Source organism: Clostridium gasigenes, assembly GCF_900104115.1.
Lineage (GTDB): Bacteria > Bacillota > Clostridia > Clostridiales > Clostridiaceae > Clostridium > Clostridium gasigenes.
Map to the genome: position 1 here is coordinate 133,156 of NZ_FNJM01000008.1, position 17,712 is coordinate 150,867.

The 17,712-nt window shown below is 29.2% G+C and carries 17 protein-coding genes; 8 read left to right on the top strand and 9 right to left on the bottom strand.

Annotation, left to right across the window (positions count from 1 at the left end; translation table 11 throughout):
* Nucleotides 1–60: 60 nt before the first annotated feature.
* The 5 genes from BLS77_RS13375 to BLS77_RS13395 all read right to left on the bottom strand — a co-directional run bounded on the left by BLS77_RS13375 (nt 61) and on the right by BLS77_RS13395 (nt 4,453).
* Nucleotides 61–1,128 carry an ABC transporter substrate-binding protein gene (locus tag BLS77_RS13375; protein ID WP_089970789.1) on the bottom strand — a complete coding sequence of 356 codons (1,068 nt, stop codon included), beginning with the start codon at nt 1,126–1,128 and terminating at the stop codon, nt 61–63.
* Between the two features lie 63 nt (nt 1,129–1,191).
* Nucleotides 1,192–1,995, bottom strand: coding sequence for an ABC transporter permease (locus tag BLS77_RS13380; RefSeq protein WP_089970792.1), 804 nt, complete (start codon nt 1,993–1,995; stop codon nt 1,192–1,194).
* Nucleotides 1,989–2,840 (bottom strand): ABC transporter permease, encoded by an 852-nt coding sequence (locus BLS77_RS13385; protein WP_089970795.1) that lies wholly within the window; start codon nt 2,838–2,840, stop codon nt 1,989–1,991. The genes BLS77_RS13380 and BLS77_RS13385 overlap by 7 nt, the downstream gene beginning before the upstream one ends.
* The gene (gene potA, locus BLS77_RS13390) at nt 2,833–3,882 is read right to left on the bottom strand and encodes a spermidine/putrescine ABC transporter ATP-binding protein (RefSeq protein WP_089970798.1); all 1,050 of its coding nucleotides are present in this window, start codon (nt 3,880–3,882) and stop codon (nt 2,833–2,835) included. Before potA ends, BLS77_RS13385 begins: the two co-directional genes overlap by 8 nt.
* 31 nt (nt 3,883–3,913) lie before the next feature.
* A complete protein-coding gene (locus BLS77_RS13395; protein WP_089970801.1) occupies nt 3,914–4,453 on the bottom strand; it encodes a helix-turn-helix domain-containing protein in 540 nt (179 codons plus the stop codon).
* 475 nt (nt 4,454–4,928) lie between these two features.
* On the opposite strand from BLS77_RS13395, the gene BLS77_RS13400 reads away from it, so the two are divergent.
* The 4 genes from BLS77_RS13400 to BLS77_RS13415 all read left to right on the top strand — a co-directional run bounded on the left by BLS77_RS13400 (nt 4,929) and on the right by BLS77_RS13415 (nt 9,982).
* On the top strand, nt 4,929–6,029 hold the full coding sequence (locus tag BLS77_RS13400; RefSeq protein ID WP_089970804.1) for a GNAT family N-acetyltransferase: 1,101 nt from the start codon (nt 4,929–4,931) through the stop codon (nt 6,027–6,029).
* 180 nt (nt 6,030–6,209) lie between these two features.
* The gene (gene pflB, locus BLS77_RS13405; RefSeq protein ID WP_089970807.1) at nt 6,210–8,438 is read left to right on the top strand and encodes a formate C-acetyltransferase; all 2,229 of its coding nucleotides are present in this window, start codon (nt 6,210–6,212) and stop codon (nt 8,436–8,438) included.
* A 128-nt stretch (nt 8,439–8,566) separates the two neighbouring features.
* Nucleotides 8,567–9,271: a pyruvate formate-lyase-activating protein gene (gene pflA, locus BLS77_RS13410; protein WP_089970810.1), complete on the top strand. Its 705-nt coding sequence runs from the start codon at nt 8,567–8,569 to the stop codon at nt 9,269–9,271.
* 159 nt (nt 9,272–9,430) lie between these two features.
* Nucleotides 9,431–9,982, top strand: a complete 552-nt coding sequence (locus BLS77_RS13415; RefSeq protein WP_089970813.1) for a hypothetical protein — start codon at nt 9,431–9,433, stop codon at nt 9,980–9,982.
* Between the two features lie 70 nt (nt 9,983–10,052).
* Here BLS77_RS13415 and BLS77_RS13420 read toward each other — a convergent pair whose 3' ends face one another.
* Both BLS77_RS13420 and rocF read right to left on the bottom strand, forming a co-directional pair.
* Nucleotides 10,053–10,691 carry a 3'-5' exonuclease gene (locus BLS77_RS13420; RefSeq protein WP_089970816.1) on the bottom strand — a complete coding sequence of 213 codons (639 nt, stop codon included), beginning with the start codon at nt 10,689–10,691 and terminating at the stop codon, nt 10,053–10,055.
* Between the two features lie 65 nt (nt 10,692–10,756).
* Nucleotides 10,757–11,665 (bottom strand): arginase, encoded by a 909-nt coding sequence (rocF, locus tag BLS77_RS13425; protein WP_089970820.1) that lies wholly within the window; start codon nt 11,663–11,665, stop codon nt 10,757–10,759.
* A gap of 315 nt (nt 11,666–11,980) precedes the next feature.
* Between rocF and asnA the strand changes: the two genes are divergently transcribed.
* On the top strand, nt 11,981–12,994 hold the full coding sequence (gene asnA / locus BLS77_RS13430) for an aspartate--ammonia ligase (RefSeq protein ID WP_089970823.1): 1,014 nt from the start codon (nt 11,981–11,983) through the stop codon (nt 12,992–12,994).
* A gap of 42 nt (nt 12,995–13,036) precedes the next feature.
* On the opposite strand, the gene BLS77_RS13435 is transcribed toward asnA, so the two are convergent.
* Nucleotides 13,037–14,008: a biotin--[acetyl-CoA-carboxylase] ligase gene (locus tag BLS77_RS13435; protein WP_089970826.1), complete on the bottom strand. Its 972-nt coding sequence runs from the start codon at nt 14,006–14,008 to the stop codon at nt 13,037–13,039.
* Between the two features lie 355 nt (nt 14,009–14,363).
* Between BLS77_RS13435 and BLS77_RS13440 the strand changes: the two genes are divergently transcribed.
* The 3 genes from BLS77_RS13440 (at nt 14,364) to trmB (ending at nt 17,287) form a co-directional block, all read left to right on the top strand.
* Complete coding sequence (locus tag BLS77_RS13440; protein ID WP_175490860.1) at nt 14,364–15,725, top strand: LCP family protein; 1,362 nt, start codon at nt 14,364–14,366, stop codon at nt 15,723–15,725.
* Nucleotides 15,726–15,888: 163 nt separating this feature from the next.
* A complete protein-coding gene (locus BLS77_RS13445; protein ID WP_089970829.1) occupies nt 15,889–16,533 on the top strand; it encodes a site-2 protease family protein in 645 nt (214 codons plus the stop codon).
* A gap of 118 nt (nt 16,534–16,651) precedes the next feature.
* Nucleotides 16,652–17,287 carry a tRNA (guanosine(46)-N7)-methyltransferase TrmB gene (gene trmB / locus BLS77_RS13450; protein ID WP_089970831.1) on the top strand — a complete coding sequence of 212 codons (636 nt, stop codon included), beginning with the start codon at nt 16,652–16,654 and terminating at the stop codon, nt 17,285–17,287.
* 131 nt (nt 17,288–17,418) lie between these two features.
* Here trmB and BLS77_RS13455 read toward each other — a convergent pair.
* A partial coding sequence (locus BLS77_RS13455; RefSeq protein ID WP_139164842.1) for an IS3 family transposase occupies nt 17,419–17,712 on the bottom strand: 294 nt, incomplete at its 5' end.

Genomic DNA, 17,712 nt, shown 5'->3' on the forward strand with positions numbered 1-17,712 from the left:
AAAAACTCAGCATATAAAAGTGCTGAGTTTCTTTATATTATTTATTTAAATAGCTCTTATTTATTTAGAAGTTACAATTGTCCAAGATTCATCATAAAGTTTTAGGTTATCACCTAAATCAATGAATATTTCACAGTTATCTAAAGTAGCATCACTTGGGTAGGCAGATTCATTATTTTTAACTTCTTCATCAAGTAAATCAAAAGCACCTTTATTTGGAGTTGAGTAACCAATATAATTTACATTTTCTGCAGCATTTTCTGGATTGCAAAGGAAGTTTATAAAGGCTTCTGCACCACTTTTGTTTGGGGCATCTTTTGGAATTACCATAGAGTCAAACCATTTGTTTGAACCTTCCTTTGGGACTACGTACTTAAGATTTAAATAGGATTCAGATATAATATATTGGGCATCACCAGACCAAACTGTAGCAATAGATGCCTCACCATTTATCATTTTATCTTTAACGTCATCACCTGCATATAAAGGATCAACCTTGTCTTTTTGTTTTATTAAATCTTCCTGTGCAGCTTTAATTTCATTAGGATTTACAGTGTTTAAAGAGTAGCCTAATCTTTTTAAAGAAACTGCCAATGTATCTCTCATTGAATCGAACATTAAAATATTTTTTTTATCATATTTTTCATCCCATAAAATATCCCAGCTAGTTACAGGTTCAGTTACTATATCTGCATCATAAATAATACCTACAGTCCCCCACATATAAGGAACTGTATATTTATTCTCAGGATCATAAGCTAAATTTTTGAATTTATCATCAATATGTTTAATATTTGGAATGTTAGAATAATCTAGCACGTCCAACATATTATTTTTAATCATTCTCTCTACCATATAGTCAGAAGGTACTACTATGTCATATTGACCAGGGTTTGTGGATACCCTTTGATACATAGTTTCGTTAGTATCATAAACATCATAAACTATATCTATTTTAGTTTCTAGTTCAAATTTTTCTATTAAATCTAGGTTAATATAATCACCAACATTGAATACGTGAATTGTCCCATTTTCACCAATTCCAGAATTATTCCCACAACCAACAAATAGGGAAGTGGAAATTGATGTAGCTAAGAGAATAGCACATAATGTTTTAAGCTTTTTCATTGTTATCACCTCTTGATGTGAGTCATCTCCAAATAAATAATCAGTCAGTATTATTATCTTTGACTAGTTATCTATTTTGCGATGCCTAAACTCTTTTCTATTAACTATAAGTAAAAGTATAAGTACTGTTAAAAACATTAGAGTTGACAGTGCATTAATCTCTGGTTTAATACCTCTCCTTGCCATAGAAAATATTTCGATAGAAAGGTTAGTAACCCCAGGTCCTGCTGTAAAGAAACTTATTACAAAGTCATCAATAGACATAGTAAATGCAATTAACATCCCTGCAAATATACCAGGCTTTATTTGTGGAAGTATAATTTTTCGTAATGTATAAATAGGTGTTGCTCCTAAATCAAGTGCAGCTTCAGTTATGTTTTCAGGAAGTTGCTTGAGCTTTGGTAGAACAGCTAGTATTACATAAGGAATATTAAAAGTTATATGTGAAATAAGTAGTGTTGTAAAACCAAATTCTAATTTCATAAAACCTCTAGCAAAAATAAATAAACTCATTAATGCAATCCCTGTTACTATATCAGGATTTAATATAGGTAAATAATTTATATTTAAAAGAATTGTCTTTTTAAAACCTTTCATTTTATTAATACCAATTGCGGCAAATGTTCCAATTATAGTAGCTATAATTGAAGAAAGCACTGCAATTAAAATAGTAAAGTAAAGAGCTTTAATAATTCTCTCGTTTTTAAATAATTCTCCATACCACTTTAATGTGAAACCAGACCATTTTCCCATTGATTTAGAATCGTTAAATGAGAAAACTATTAATGTGAAGATTGGAGTATATAGAAATAAGAATATAAAAAATAAGTAAAACCTTTTTATAAATTTTTCTAATCTTTTTACCATAGTTGTCCTCCACCTTCTTTTTTATCTGAACCTTCAAATTTACTCATAGCTGCCATAGAAATTAAAATAATAATCATCATAAATATTGAAATAGCAGAACCAAAGTTCCAATCTCCCATTGTAGTAAATTGTTGTTCTATTAGATTACCAAGTAGCATATATTGACCTCCACCAAGTAATCTTGAAATTACAAAGGTAGAAACTGCAGGCATAAATACCATAGTTATCCCGGAAACAACGCCTGGCATACTAAGAGGTAATACTATTTTAGAAAAAATTTGTTTTCTTGAGGCTCCAAGGTCTGAAGCTGCGTTTAGTAAATCTTTATCCATTTTTACTAGTACTGTATAAATAGGAAGTACCATAAATGGTAAGAAGTTATATATCATACCAAGTAAAACAGCTCCGTCTGTATATAAAAAACTAAAACGTTCAAATCCGAAGTTTACTAATATATTATTTAACAGACCTTTTTTTCCAAGGATAGGTAGCCAAGCATAAGTTCTAAGTAAGAAGTTCATCCACATAGGAACTATAAATAACATAAGTAGTATATTTCTTTTCCCAGGAGACATCTTTGCAATAATATAAGCAACAGGGTATCCAAGTATAAGACATCCGATTGTTGAAAATAGTGCAAGTGATAGACTTCTGTAAAATACTGTGAAGTATTGGGGTTGCATTAATTTTATAAAGTTTTTTAATGAAAATATGTAACCATCAGTAGTTTTAATTGTAAAGCCGAAGAATATTACTATTAATAGTGGGATAACAATAAATAATCCGCTCCAAAAGATATAGGGGTAGGAGGCTAGGGATCTGTTTTTTATTTTACCATTATTCATTAATTAATACCTTTTTCATAATATGAATATCCTCAGGATAAATATCAAGGCCTATAATAGAGCCAACTTCCGCATATTTAGTATTATGAATTATCCACTTTTTATTTTCTTCTGAAGCTTCCATTTCGTAATGTACCCCTTTAAAAATTACAGAATTAACAGTGCAATTAATCATTCCCTTATTTTCGTTAACTATTTTTATGTCCTCAGGTCTAACAACAACTTCAATTTTTTCGTTTTTATTAAATCCTTTATCAACACACTCAAAAACTCTATTTGAGAATTCAACTTTATAATCGTCAAGCATAACTCCATCTAAAATATTACTTTCACCAATAAAATCAGCAACAAAAGAGTTAGCAGGTTCGTTATAGATATCCTCAGGAGTTCCCATTTGTTGAATAACACCTTTATTCATAACAACAATTGTATCTGACATTGTTAAGGCTTCTTCTTGATCATGAGTTACAAATACAAAAGTAATTCCAAGTTCCTTCTGAATTTTTTTTAGTTCAAGTTGCATTTCTTTTCTAAGCTTTAAATCTAGAGCACCAAGAGGTTCATCAAGTAAAAGAATTTCAGGTTCATTTACAAGAGCACGAGCTATAGCAACTCTTTGTTGTTGACCGCCACTTAGAGAATCGATAGATCTTTTTTCAAAACCTGAAAGTGAAACTATCTTAAGCATACTAGTTACTTTTTTTTCTATCTCTTTTTTTGATAATTTTTTAATTTTCAATCCAAAAGCAATATTCTCGTATATATTCATATGAGGAAATAAAGCATATTTTTGGAATACAGTATTTACCTGTCTTTTATAAGGGGGTAAATTTGTAATATCTTTTTCATTACAAATTACAGTTCCCTTATCTGCATTTTCAAAACCAGCGATTATTTTTAGTGTTGTAGTTTTACCGCACCCACTAGGTCCAAGCAATGTAAGAAATTCGTTTTTCCTAATATTTAAACTAAGATTATCTAAAACATCATTACTTCCGTAAGATTTATATATTCCTTTTATTTCAATAATATTTTGTTCCAAATTAAACACCTCTTTATATTCTTTTATCTCCCTAAAATGATGGTGGAGTACTAATCCATATTACTTTAGCTTGAAGTTTACCAGGGTTTGAAATATAGTGATTAACTCGGGGTTTATAATAGAAGCTTTCACCTTTTTTCACTTTATATTTTTTATCTCCAAGATGAAGAGTTATAGTGCCAAGCAATACATAACCAAATTCTTCACCTTCATGGGGCTCTTCCTCAATATATTGACCATTTGGTTCTAAAGTAATCATAATAGGTTCCATTTGGTTTTTTTGAGAGTTTGGAACTAGCCACATAAGTTTATATTTTAAATCTTCATTATCAGTTTCGAACATATCTTCATCTTTATATGTAACTTTTTCTTGATTATCATCACTAAAGAACTCTTTTAAATTTGTTCCTAGTATTTCAAGAATATCTATTAAAGTTGCAATAGATGGTGATGTTAAGTTATTTTCTAATTGGGATATAAATCCTTTAGAAAGCTCACATCTATTAGCAAGTTCCTCTTGTGTTAATTGTTTTTCAATTCTAAGTCCTTTTATTTTTTCTCCAATTTGCATAAATACACCTCTAACCATAAAAATTATGTTTGGTAGATATTAACTATTACTAAACTATTTGTTTAAAGTTACTAAACAAACAAGTTATATTATATAAATAATTAAGGGAAAAATCAATATTTTTCTAATAAAAATAAAATTATTTAAAAAGCTTTAAGCCTTGAAGAAATGAGCTTTAAGATAGCGTATGTAGATGAAGAGTTTAAAAGAACAGTATTTAAAGTTTAGTATAAGTAAGAAAAGGTGAAGACTGAATAAAAATGCCATAAAATTAAAAAAGCTCCTTAACATAGAAAAAATCTATATTTATGTAGAAGTAGTTTAGTTATAAAAATTAGTATTAATAAAAAAATGCTAAATATTAAGTTAATATAGATATAATTACCATATTAACTTGATAAAAGCATAAGTATATGAGATATTTGAATTAATGATAGAAAAATTAAGAGGTAATAATTAAATTGCAGGTGATTAAATGAGAAAAACAGTGAATTTATATAGAAGAAATGGAAAAAATGTTTATATAAAACAACCTAGTTTTGAAGAGCTATCTTTTGTATCAAAGCTATGGAGTGATGAAGAGACTATGGTAGAAGTCGGTGGAACGTATATTTTTTTAAAAGAAAAATGGGAAATGTTTTATAAAAAAATGGTTCAACCAACAGATGGAAAAAACTTCTATTGCTTAATATATACAGTTAGCGATGAAGCTATAGGTGAGGTAAGTTTTCATGGATATGATTCTGCAACTAAGGCTGCTAGAATAAATGTGAAAATACATTATGGATATAGAAAAAAAGGATATGGAGAAGAAGCAGTTAGGTTATTGCTTGAATATTATTTTTTAGAGTTTAAAGGTCAAACTATAATTGATACAATTAAAACAGAAAGTGGGAAAAAATTCTTTAATAAGATAGGCTTTGAATCTATAGGGGAATTTAGAAATCAAATAACGTACAAGCTAACTAAAGAAGAGTTCTTTAGATTAGAAGTTAAAAGAAAAAGAGAAACAAGAAAAAATATAGCAGTAATTGCTTATAATAATATGAATATAGTTCAATATTCAATTGTTTTTGAAATATTTAATGAAGCTAATAAAATATTAGGTGAAGATTTGTTTAACATTTATGGTGTTGGATATGAAGAGAATGTAATTACAAGTAATATTAATATAGCATTAGAACATAATTTTGAATGTGGGAAGCAACCAGATATAATTATTATTCCTGGGGGATATGGATCTAAGGAAGCTGCAAGAGATAAATATATTATTAGATATTTATTATCCAAATATAGTAAGTGTGACTATTTATTATCAATTAATACAGGTATTTATTTCTTAAGTAGCTGTGAAATGCTTGATGGTATTTTAGTTCCTCCAATAGTAGGAACCGAAGAAACTTTAAAAGCTATATTACCAGAAATTAGATTTACATCAAAAAGTTTTGCTGATAACGGCAAAATAATTATAAGTTCAAATATAGTTGGAGTTATGGAAGGCTGCTTAAACCTTATTAAAAAAGTTGCAGGAGAAGAAGTGGTATTAGAATTAATAAATGTATTAGGAATTGAGTAGATAAAAAATAGATAATTAAAGTGTGAAAATTATGTGGAAAATGCAAAAAAACATGATAAAAACTCTAAATATTAGAAAAATAAAAGTAAAAACGTTTACTAAATTTTAGCCTATTAACAAATTAAAATTTAAGGTGTATAATGAAATTGTTAAATAAAAAACACACGGGGAGGAATTTAAATGTTTCCACAATGGGACGGATTTAAAATCGGAAATTGGCAAGAAAAGATAGATGTAAGAAACTTCATTCAAAAAAATTATAAGGTATATGAAGGTGATTCTAGCTTTTTAGCACCAATATCAGCAAAAACAGAAAAAGTTTGGGCTGAGTGTAGAACTTTAATTATTGAAGAAATCAAAAAAGGAATTATCGATATAGATACTGAAAGAGTATCAGGTATAGATAATTATGAAGCTGGTTATATTGATAGAGAAAACGAAGTAATTGTTGGATTGCAAACAGATGCTCCATTAAAAAGAATTGTAAATCCATTCGGAGGAATGAGAGTTGCAACTAGCTCATGTGAGGCTTATGGATATAAGCTTAATGAAGAAATTCAATCACATTTCTCATCTTATAGAAAAACACATAACGAAGGTGTATTTGATGCATATACAAATGAAATAAGAGCAGCAAGAAGTGCTGGATTATTAACTGGTTTGCCAGATGCTTACGGTAGAGGTAGAATCATAGGTGATTACAGAAGAGTAGCTCTTTATGGTATAGATTTCCTAATGGAAGAAAAGAAAAAGGATCTAAATGAGCTTCAAGGCGATATGTTAGATGAATTAGTAAGAAAAAGAGAAGAAGTTAATATGCAAATTAGAGCTTTAGCTCAAATTAAATCTATGGCTTCAAAATATGGTGTAGATCTTTCTAAGCCATCTCAAACTGCAAAAGAAGCTGTTCAAGCAGTTTACTTTGGATACTTAGCAGCTGTAAAAGAAAATAATGGAGCTGCAATGTCACTTGGAAGAACTTCAACTTTCTTAGATATATACATAGAAAGAGACATACAAACTGGAGTTATTTCAGAAGATGGAGCTCAAGAAATAATAGATCAATTTATAATCAAATTAAGATTAGTTAGACATTTAAGAGCTCCAGAATATAATGATTTATTTGCAGGAGATCCAACTTGGGTAACTGAATCAATTGGCGGTATGGGAGTTAATGGAAAATCTCTTGTAACTAAGAATTCATTTAGATATTTACATACATTAACTAACTTAGATCCAGCGCCAGAACCAAATATGACAGTATTATGGTCACCAAGCTTACCAGTTGGATTCAAGAAATATTGTGCTGAAATGTCAATAATAACAGATGCAATACAATATGAAAATGATGGAGTTATGCAACCTAAATATGGTGATGATTATGCTATTGCTTGTTGTGTATCAGCTATGCAAGTTGGTAAACAAATGCAATTCTTCGGAGCTAGAACTAACTTAGCTAAAGCATTATTATATTGCATGAATGGTGGAGTTGACGAAAAGACAGGTAAAACTGTAATTAAGGGAGTTAAACCAATGACAGATGAAGTCTTAGATTTCAACACTGTTATGAAGAGTTATGATTCAGTATTAGAATATATTGCAAAATTATATGTTGATACTATGAACATAATCCACTGTATGCATGATAAATATGCATATGAAGCTGGACAAATGGCATTACATGATACACAAGTAGGAAGATTAATGGCATTTGGAGTAGCTGGTTTATCAGTTGTTGCAGATTCATTAAGTGCTATTAAGTATGCAAAAGTTACTCCAATAAGAAATGAAGCAGGAATAGCTGTTGATTTCAAAATTGAAGGAGAATTCCCTAAATACGGAAATGATGATGATAGAGTTGATGATTTAGCTGTAAACTTAACAGAGAAGTTCTCTGCTGAATTAAAGAAACATCCATTATACAGAGATGCTAAACATACATTATCTGTATTAACTATTACATCAAACGTAGTATATGGTAAGAAGACTGGAACTACTCCAGACGGAAGACAAGCAGGAGAACCATTTGCACCAGGAGCTAACCCAATGCACGGAAGAGATGAAAATGGAGCATTAGCTTCACTAAACTCAGTTGCAAAAATTCCTTACGACAGAGTGTGTGAAGATGGAGTTTCAAATACATTCTCAATCGTACCAGATGCTTTAGGTAAAAAAGAAGATGAAAGAGCTATGACATTAGTATCAATTATTGATGGATACTTTACTCAAGGCGCTCATCACTTAAATGTTAACGTGTTTAACAGAGAAACATTACTAGATGCAATGGAAAACCCAGAAAAGTATCCTACATTAACTATTAGAGTTTCAGGATACGCTGTTAATTTCAACAGATTAACTAGAAAACAACAAATGGAAGTTGTAAGCAGAACATTCCATAAATCAATGTAGTTAGCAAAATAAAAAATTTCCCCTGCCTATTAATAGGTGGGGGATTAAATTTAGGCATTAAAAAAATAGAGTAGAATAGTAGCTTGTTATTTTTAAAAAAATGTCTTATTCATAAGGAGGCTTTTAAAATGACTATAGGAAAAATACATTCAATAGAAACAATGGGACTTGTAGATGGACCAGGAATAAGGGTAGTTGTATTCATGCAAGGTTGTGCGCTTAGATGTGTTTATTGCCATAACCCAGATACCTGGAATGATAATGAGGGAACAGAATATACACCACAAGAATTAGTTAAAAAAATTGCAAGATTTAAAAATTATTTTAAATCATCTGGTGGTGGAGTAACTTTTTCAGGTGGAGATCCGCTAAGACAACCAGAATTTTTATTAGAAGCTCTTAAATTATGTAAAGAAGAAGGTATTAATACCTGTCTAGATACTTCAGGAGTAGGGCGTGGAAATTATGATGAGATATTAAAATACACAGATTTAGTATTATATGATGTTAAGCATCTCTCAGAAGAAGGATATAAGGATATAACAGGTATGTCTATCAATGAAAGTAAAATATTCTTAGAGGCTTGTGAAAGAGCAGGAACAAAACTTTGGATAAGACAGGTAGTTGTACCTGGAAAAACAGATAGCGAAGAGTATATTTTGAAACTAAAAGAATTTATAGAAACCTTACATAATGTGGAAAAAGTAGAACTTTTACCATATCACTTATTAGGGATAAATAAATATGAAACCTTAGGTATTAAATATAGGCTAGATGGTGTTCCTAGTATGGATAAAGATAGATGCAAGGAATTATATGAATTACTAAAATAGCAATAATGTTATTAAGGCATGTTCAAATAAATAACAAGAGAGTATTTTTGTTGTTTATTTGGAGATGTCTAATTTTTTTGAAAAAAATATAAATGCTATGGGTAAATATTAAGAAATATGTTATAATTAGTCGAAAAATAAGATATAGGGGGATGTAATATGAAATCAAAATCATTAGTAATAGGTTTATTATTAGTAACTGCTTTATTCGTTGGATGCGGATCAAAGAAAGTTGTAGAAGAGACAAAGGCTCCGGAAACAACAAAAGAGGAATCAGTTGATGCTGTAACATCATCATCAATTGTAAAGAGTGATGATGGATTAATAAAAGCATTATCAGCAGATGGAACGTGGATAATTGCTATAACAGGAGATTTACAAACAACAAAAGAATTAGTTATGGATGGTGTTTTTTATAGTAAAGATGATAAGGCAAATGGTTTAGCACGTAAGCTAGCGCTCTATGATCAAGATGCCGATAAGAAAGTAACAGCATCACATACTTTAACAGCACCTAAGATGACTGTTAAGAGTGAAAATGGTAAAATTCAAGAAGGAACTTTTGTTGGAGATATATATGTAGAAGCAAATGGATTCTTATTAAAGAATACTAAGGTTAAAGGAAATGTTTACTTTGCTAACGAAGAATATAAAAACTCATTCAAATTAGACGGTGGAGAAATAAGTGGAGTTACGGAAGTAAAGAAATAATAATATAAATAAAGCGGGTATCATTTTAATGAATTTTAAAATGATACCCTTTTTATATTATAGTAAACAATTATTTGTTTGAAAGCTCTAAAAGCTTGCTAAAATATCCAGCTGGAATAAGCTTCTTTTTCATTCCATTTATAACTAGTAAGTATGTTGCAGCTGTATCAAACCTAGCATCGTGATAGTTTCCGCTACCTTCAAATAACTCAGTAGACTTAGAGGAAATTTCTTTTTCAGTAATTCCTAAAAATTCAATTACTTCTGAAAGTTTAGGGTTTTTTATACTGCCATTAGCATTTGGAATTTTGCATATATCTTTATAGTAGCCCATTGTACAAAATTTATTGTTTGGTATCCATTTGCTATCAACAAGACTTTCATCATATAATTGGTTAATTTCATGAGTTAAGAACTTTATGTCAAATTGGACATTATGTCCTATAATAAAATCAGCAGCAAAGAAGTCCGGCATAAATTCTGCAACAAAATCTAAAATCTCTTGTCCGTCAGAAAGTTCATAAAGTTTTTCTAAAGAAAAACCATGAACTGCTTGAGCGCCTGGATCCATTTCATCAACATTAAAGAAGAAGTTTTTTCCTGTAGTTGTTTGAGGTTTAGTGGATGTATCTACAAGAATATAGCTAAGTTGACAGATGTTGCCGGGTCTTATGCTTGTGGTTTCTGTATCGAAAAATAATAATTTCATTTTGTCCTCCTAAAGTAACATAGTTATTATATAATATCATAAAAAAATAACGAATAGAAAAACTATTAGTTATTTTTTAAAGAATTAGATATTATTTTTAGTAATTCCGTGCAAGTTTCAATAGTTCTGTTATTTTTATCAAGTGCTGGATTAAATTCAACAAAATCAATAGATCTAACTAGATTTGTATCTAAAATAGTTTCTAAAATATTTTGCCCTTCAAGAAAAGTTAATCCGTTTTCTACCGGAGTACCGGTGCCAGGAACGTAGGATGGGTCTAAACCATCTATATCAAAGCTTAAATGGATATTGTTAATGTTCTTATCTTTAAGACTTGCTTTAAATTCATCTAATACAGTATTTATACCCCTGTATTGAATATCTTGTATTTTCCAAAGATTTAAATTGTTTTTAGATATCAATTCTAGTTCTCCTATATCTAAATCTCGTACACCAAGTAAAAAAATATTTTCTGGCTTAACTTTTTGGCCATTAAAATATAAATTAGTAAGATCTGAATGTCCGATTCCCATTGAAGCAGCTAGAGGCATACCATGAATGTTTCCAGAGGGAGTTGTTTCATCAGTGTTTATATCACCATGAGCATCAACCCACACTACTGCAATATTATCATTACCATGATATTTAGAAGTGCCAGCAACAGAACCTAAAGCTAAAGAATGATCTCCTCCAATAGTTATTGGAAGTGTATTATTTTCAAGTGCTGAATAAACTTTATTAGCTAGTTCAACATTTGCATTTATAACTTCATCTAAATACTTCATTTTTTTATTTGCTACATATTTATTTATAGCATCTGCATGCTCCACATATACATCACCCATATCAGTGACGTTATGATTTTTTTTGAAAATATTTATAAGGTTGTTGTCTCTTAAAACTTTTGGCCCATTTTCTACACCAGGATTATCACAACCATAGAAAAGAGGCATACTAATTATGCTTATATTCATATAAAATAAACCTCCAAATCAAATTTTTTCGACATAATACTAATCTATATTAATATGCGTTAATAAATAAGTAAATATAAATTTTAATTTTATTTATAAATATTAAAGTTTATATATATTGAAGATTCATTATACCAATAAAATTAGAAAATATAATTAAACCTGTATAGCAAAATTAACCTAAAAAAATTAACAATATAATAAAAAAATTGACAATATATTTTAAATTAACTATAATAGCTAACAAAGAAGTGGCTTTAAAGCATTATTAAAGGTTAGTAAAAGCTAAAATATAGACAAAAGGGGGCAAAATACATGAATGTAGAAGGCATAATTATTCCAACAGGATATAAAGGGACTAGTACATTAATAGAAACAGAAATACATATAAAAAAAATTAAAGATTTTTTTGAGGGGAAACTATCAAATAATCTAAATTTAACAAGAGTTTCTGCACCTTTATTTGTAGAATCTGGTAAAGGAATAAACGATAATTTGAATGGTGTTGAAAGACCTGTAAAGTTTGATGTTTTAGCTACAGGAGAAGAAGTAGAAATAATACATTCACTATCTAAGTGGAAGAGAATGAGTCTTCATAGATATGGGTTTAATATTGGTGAGGGGCTATATACTGATATGAATGCCATTAGAAGAGATGAAGAAATGGATAATTTACACTCAATTTACGTAGATCAATGGGATTGGGAGAAAATAATTAAAAAAGAAGATAGAAATGAAAAGACTTTAAAAGAAGTTGTAAATACTATATACAAAGTATTTAAAGATACAGAAGCTTATGTTAATGAAAATTTATCGAAAACTGAATTAAACCTTCCGGAAGATATATATTTCATAACTACTCAAGACCTGGAGGATAAATATCCACAATTGTCATCTAAAGAAAGAGAAGATGCTATTTGCAAGGAACATGGGGCAGTATTCTTAATGCAAATAGGTGGAGTGTTAAAATCTGGAGAAAAACATGATGGAAGAAGTCCAGATTATGATGATTGGAATTTAAATGGAGATATTTTATTCTGGTATCCATTATTTAATAAGGCTGTTGAATTATCATCAATGGGAATAAGAGTTGATGAAAAATCATTAGATCATCAATTAACATTGTCTGGTAGTGATGATAGAAGAAAATTTGAATTCCACAAACTATTGTTAGAAGGTAAATTACCATATACAATAGGTGGGGGAATTGGTCAATCAAGAATTTGCATGTTATTTTTGAATAAAGCTCATATTGGTGAAGTTCAAGCTTCTATATGGGATGAAAAAAACTTAAGTGCATGTAAAGAAAATAATATAAGACTTTTATAAAATAAGAAAGCATGGCGTTAGCCATGCTTTTTACTTTAAGAATTAATAATTTTTTGATAAAGAAGCTTCGCCAGAGAAAATAAGTCTTTCTTTCCCAAGGGAATCTCTTACCAATAATTCGCCTGAAGGGGCTATATCTATACAGAATACATTTTCATCCTTATCTCTACTTGTAATAACAATTTTTTTTCCTATAAGCATTGAATTTTTTCTGCAAATATCAATAGTTTTATCAATTGAATTATTAAAGATAAATTCATTATACAAAGTTTCGAAATTTTGTAGATAGTTACATAATAATTCTGTTCTATTAAGATTACATCCATATTCAATAGAAAGAGAAGTTGCCTTATCTAATAAATCATTGGGAATATCCTCTTTTGATAAGTTGACATTTATTCCAAAACCTAAAATTATGTAGTTTACTCTATCCATATCACAGCTCATCTCTGTTAAAATACCAGAAAACTTTTTGTTTTTTAAAAGTAAATCGTTTGGCCATTTAATTTCTGGCTTTAAATTATAAGATTCTAAGGTTATAGCTTCAGCAGCAGCAGCAATAAGGGTAATCTTTGGACAATTTATAGGTTCAATATCAGGTCTTAAAATTAGAGAAGCCCAAATACCTCCTTTTGGAGAGGTCCAAACACGCCCCAGCCTTCCTTTGCCTGAAGTTTGAATCTCACTTATAACTAAAGTGCCATTGGGGGCATCTTTTATGGCTAAATCTTTAGCGGTGGAATTGGTAGAGGTCACTTCTTTAAAATAATGAAGTTCTTTACCCATAAAGGTTGTAGTTAAATTTGATTTTATTTCATTTAAAGAAATTAGATCAGCTTCGCAAATTAATTTATATCCTTTATTTGAAACACCATCTATTATATAGCCATCTTTTTTTAGCATATTGATATACTTCCATACAGAACTTCTAGTTATTCCAATAAGTTTACTTATTTCTTCACCAGAAATATAATTCTTGTTAGATTTTAGTAAATTTAAAATTTTTTCCTTCATTTATTCACCTCGATTACATTAGGTACCATGGAAAAACCAATAGTCACTATGATAGTCTATTTTGCACCTTAGGGAGCTGAAATAAAATAAAAATCCAAAGAGCCCTATAGGTTAGTATTTAAAAAATTCTTTAGAGCAAAATTATATCATAGCTAAATAGGTATACATACTAAATATGACATAATTTAATATCATAATATGGATTATAGTATGTCATACTATAATTAGTGCAATATTTTAAAAAATTAATAATTTTGTAATACAAATGAAAAAAAAATCCGTATAATTAAAGCATGTCCTTGTAAAACTATGTTAAATGGTTATATAATAGGAAGGTAAAGGGAGGATATTATGTATGAATGGAAAAAAAGATAAAAAAAGTATTAGTAAAAAGAAAATGGCTATCATAATTTCTTTAAGTGTATTAGCTATAATTATAGCAACTGTTTTATTTGGTTATCAATATTTTAAAAGTAAAATATACGTACCACCAAGTGATACAAATAGCATAAGTACAGAAGAAAATAAATATAAAGAAGTTGAAGGTATAACAAATGTTTTATTAATAGGAAGTGATGGTAGAACATTAGATGAGTTATCAAGATCAGATTCTATTATGATTGCAACATTAGATAATAATAATAAAGAAGTTAAGTTAACTTCAATTCAAAGAGATACATTAGTTGATGTTCCAGAATATGGTGAGCAAAAGATAAATGCAGCATTTGCATTAGGTGGAGCAGAATTATTAATGGAAACTATAAGTGATGCTTTTGAAATTAAATTAGATAAATATGTAATAGTTAATTTTTGGGGTTTTGAATCAATTATTGATGCAATAGGGGGCATTGAAATTGATATTAAAGATTATGAAATTGAAAATGTTAATGAATACATAGGTGATTCCACAGAAACTAAATCAGAGCCAATAACAAAACCAGGATTACAAAAACTTAATGGAGCTCAAGCTCTTTCATATTCAAGAATAAGAAGTGTTGGAAATGGTTCTTATGAGAGAAGTGAAAGACAAAGCAGAGTTTTAAATGAAGTAGCTGAAAATTTAGTGAAAATAAATCCTTTAAAATACCCAGGTATAGCAGATAAATTATCAGAACATGTTAAAACAAATATAGAACCACTTATGGCTTTAAATTATGGATATACAATTTATAAATTTCCAGAACTTAAATTTGAACAACTTCAAATTCCACAAGTAGAGTTATCAAGTGAGGAAAATGGATATAAAGATAAGGGCTGGGTAATATTAATAGATAAAGAACAAAATGCTAAGGTACTAAATGACTTTATATTTGAAAATAAATTACCTAATGCAGAAGATTATGACCTTATTGCAAGAGAAAATGTTTTTGCAAAATACAGATCAGATGAAAAGAGATATAATTCTTTATATGGAATTAAACCAGAAGAATATCTAGATACTGGAAAGAAACTTAATGATAAAGATATTCAAAGAACTAATACTGTAGATAAAGCAGCAGAAGCGGAAACGGCGAAAAAAGAAGAAGCGAGAAAAATAGCAGAAGCGGAAGCGGCTAGAAAAGAAGAAGCGAGAAGGGCAGAAGAAGCAGCAACAAGAAAAGCGGCAGAAGATGCAGCTGCAAAAAAGGCAGCAGAAGATGCAGCAACAAGAAAGGCAGCAGAAGATGCAGCTGCAAAAAAAGCGGCAGAAGAAGCAGCAAAACCAAAACCACAATAAGCTATAGGGAAGATGGTTTTTAATTTTATAAGGTAATAGTTAAAGTAAAAAGAACTCAGCTTATAATTTATGAGCTGAGTTCTTTTTTAATTTATTAGTATATGTGTTAAGACTTAATATATGGTATAATACATAGAAGAAAAAAGTTAAGGAGAGTTGAATTATGGCAGATAAATTATTAGATATAATATTTACAATACCAGCTATATTAATAGCCTTTACAGTTCAAGGTTATGCAAAAGCAAAAATGGCAGATAAATTAGGAGATAAAACTCCAAGGTTTCAAGGAAGATTATCTTTAAACCCTATAGATCACATTGATCCAATGGGATTTTTAATGATTATTATATGTGGATTTGGATGGACAAAGCCTTTAGATACAAATCCAAATGCTTATAAAAGAGGACAAAAAGATGCTATAAAGGTTACAGTTGCAGGACCACTTGCAAATCTTTTAGTTGGATTTGTAGGATCATTTATATTTATTTTTTTCATTTATATTTTAGGAAATATGATGCCAGAGAGTATGTACATGGTAGCATCTAATATGTTAAGGAGTATAGTTTTAATAAATATAAGTTTATTTGTATTTAATTTATTACCATTACCAGGACTTGCAGGTTTTGAAATAATGAAAAATCTTTGGCCAAAAACATATTATAAAGTAGCTGATACTATATATCAATATCAAATGTTTATATTAATAGGTGTTTTATTAATAGGTGGAAAAATTTTAGGAATTCCAGTAGGTATTATCTATACGTTATTTATCACAATAGCTAAGGCGGTAGTAGGGATATTTATTTAATACATACTAAATAATATAATAAATTTATTTTATGTAGTTTAAGGGACATAAAAATAAATAGACTAGCATACTGACTTGCTATTTATTTGAACATCCCTAAGATTTAGGAGGAAAACAAATGAGACTAAGGAAAAAACAGTGGGTAAGACCAGAACTAGAAGAAAGTAATTTATTTCTTCCAAGAGCTTCAGTTAATAAAGGAAAATGGAATGAGGTATTTGGTAATTCAAATCCTATATATTTAGAACTTGGATGTGGTAGAGGTGAATTTTTACTTAAGCACTCTATAAATAATCCAGAGATTAACTATGTAGCGGTAGATTTAAAAGATGAAGTATTAATTTATGGGCTTCATAAACTTCAAGAAAATAATTTAGAGAATGCAAGACTTACTGCTATGAACATCGATTTTATAGAAGACGTATTTGAAAAAGATGAAGTAAGTAAAATATATATTAATTTTTGTAACCCTTGGCCAAAGGATAGACACAATAAAAGAAGATTAACCCATACAAGATTTTTATCAAAGTATAAGGCATTCTTAAAGGCTGGATCAGAAGTTTGGTTTAAAACAGATGATACTGATTTATTTAATGCATCACAAGAATACTTTAAAGAGTCAGGCTTTGAAATTGAATTCTTAACATATGACCTTCACAAATCAAATTTTGAAGGAAACATAATGACTGAATATGAAACTAAGTTTACAGGTCTTGGAATGAAAACAATGTGTTTAACAGCAAGGTTGAAATAAAAAACATTTATAGAGATGAAAGAAAATAACAAATCAAAGAAGATACTTTATACAAAAAAAGCGTAACTAGCAAATAAAACCCTAGGATTTTGAACTGCCCCCTGTCAAGTAGACAGGGTAAATAATAAAAATTACGCTGTTAAAGTATGACTTCGATATTCTATTGGAGTCATACTTTTTAACTTTTTCTGTAATCTTTGTGTGTTATAAAAATCTATATATTCGTCAATGGCTTGTTCAAGTTCCTCATACGTATCAAATTTTCTTAGATAATACATTTCAACTTTAAGTATACCCCAAAAACCTTCCATAGGTCCATTATCAATGCAGCGGCTAACTCTAGACATGCTCTGTGTTGCTTCTATTTTATCTAATTTACTTTTGAACGTTCTATTTGTATATTGATAACCACGATCACTATGAAA

Excerpts from the sequence above, each read along its gene's own strand:
- BLS77_RS13375 (WP_089970789.1), bottom strand. The coding sequence starts at position 1,128 with ATGAAAAAGCTTAAAACATTATGTGCTATTCTCTTAGCTACATCAATT.
- BLS77_RS13380 (WP_089970792.1), bottom strand. The coding sequence starts at position 1,995 with ATGGTAAAAAGATTAGAAAAATTTATAAAAAGGTTTTACTTATTTTTT.
- BLS77_RS13385 (WP_089970795.1), bottom strand. The coding sequence starts at position 2,840 with ATGAATAATGGTAAAATAAAAAACAGATCCCTAGCCTCCTACCCCTAT.
- BLS77_RS13395 (WP_089970801.1), bottom strand. The coding sequence starts at position 4,453 with ATGCAAATTGGAGAAAAAATAAAAGGACTTAGAATTGAAAAACAATTA.
- BLS77_RS13400 (WP_089970804.1), top strand. The coding sequence starts at position 4,929 with ATGAGAAAAACAGTGAATTTATATAGAAGAAATGGAAAAAATGTTTAT.
- pflB (WP_089970807.1), top strand. The coding sequence starts at position 6,210 with ATGTTTCCACAATGGGACGGATTTAAAATCGGAAATTGGCAAGAAAAG.
- pflA (WP_089970810.1), top strand. The coding sequence starts at position 8,567 with ATGACTATAGGAAAAATACATTCAATAGAAACAATGGGACTTGTAGAT.
- BLS77_RS13415 (WP_089970813.1), top strand. The coding sequence starts at position 9,431 with ATGAAATCAAAATCATTAGTAATAGGTTTATTATTAGTAACTGCTTTA.
- BLS77_RS13420 (WP_089970816.1), bottom strand. The coding sequence starts at position 10,691 with ATGAAATTATTATTTTTCGATACAGAAACCACAAGCATAAGACCCGGC.
- rocF (WP_089970820.1), bottom strand. The coding sequence starts at position 11,665 with ATGAATATAAGCATAATTAGTATGCCTCTTTTCTATGGTTGTGATAAT.
- asnA (WP_089970823.1), top strand. The coding sequence starts at position 11,981 with ATGAATGTAGAAGGCATAATTATTCCAACAGGATATAAAGGGACTAGT.
- BLS77_RS13435 (WP_089970826.1), bottom strand. The coding sequence starts at position 14,008 with ATGAAGGAAAAAATTTTAAATTTACTAAAATCTAACAAGAATTATATT.
- BLS77_RS13440 (WP_175490860.1), top strand. The coding sequence starts at position 14,364 with ATGAATGGAAAAAAAGATAAAAAAAGTATTAGTAAAAAGAAAATGGCT.
- BLS77_RS13445 (WP_089970829.1), top strand. The coding sequence starts at position 15,889 with ATGGCAGATAAATTATTAGATATAATATTTACAATACCAGCTATATTA.
- trmB (WP_089970831.1), top strand. The coding sequence starts at position 16,652 with ATGAGACTAAGGAAAAAACAGTGGGTAAGACCAGAACTAGAAGAAAGT.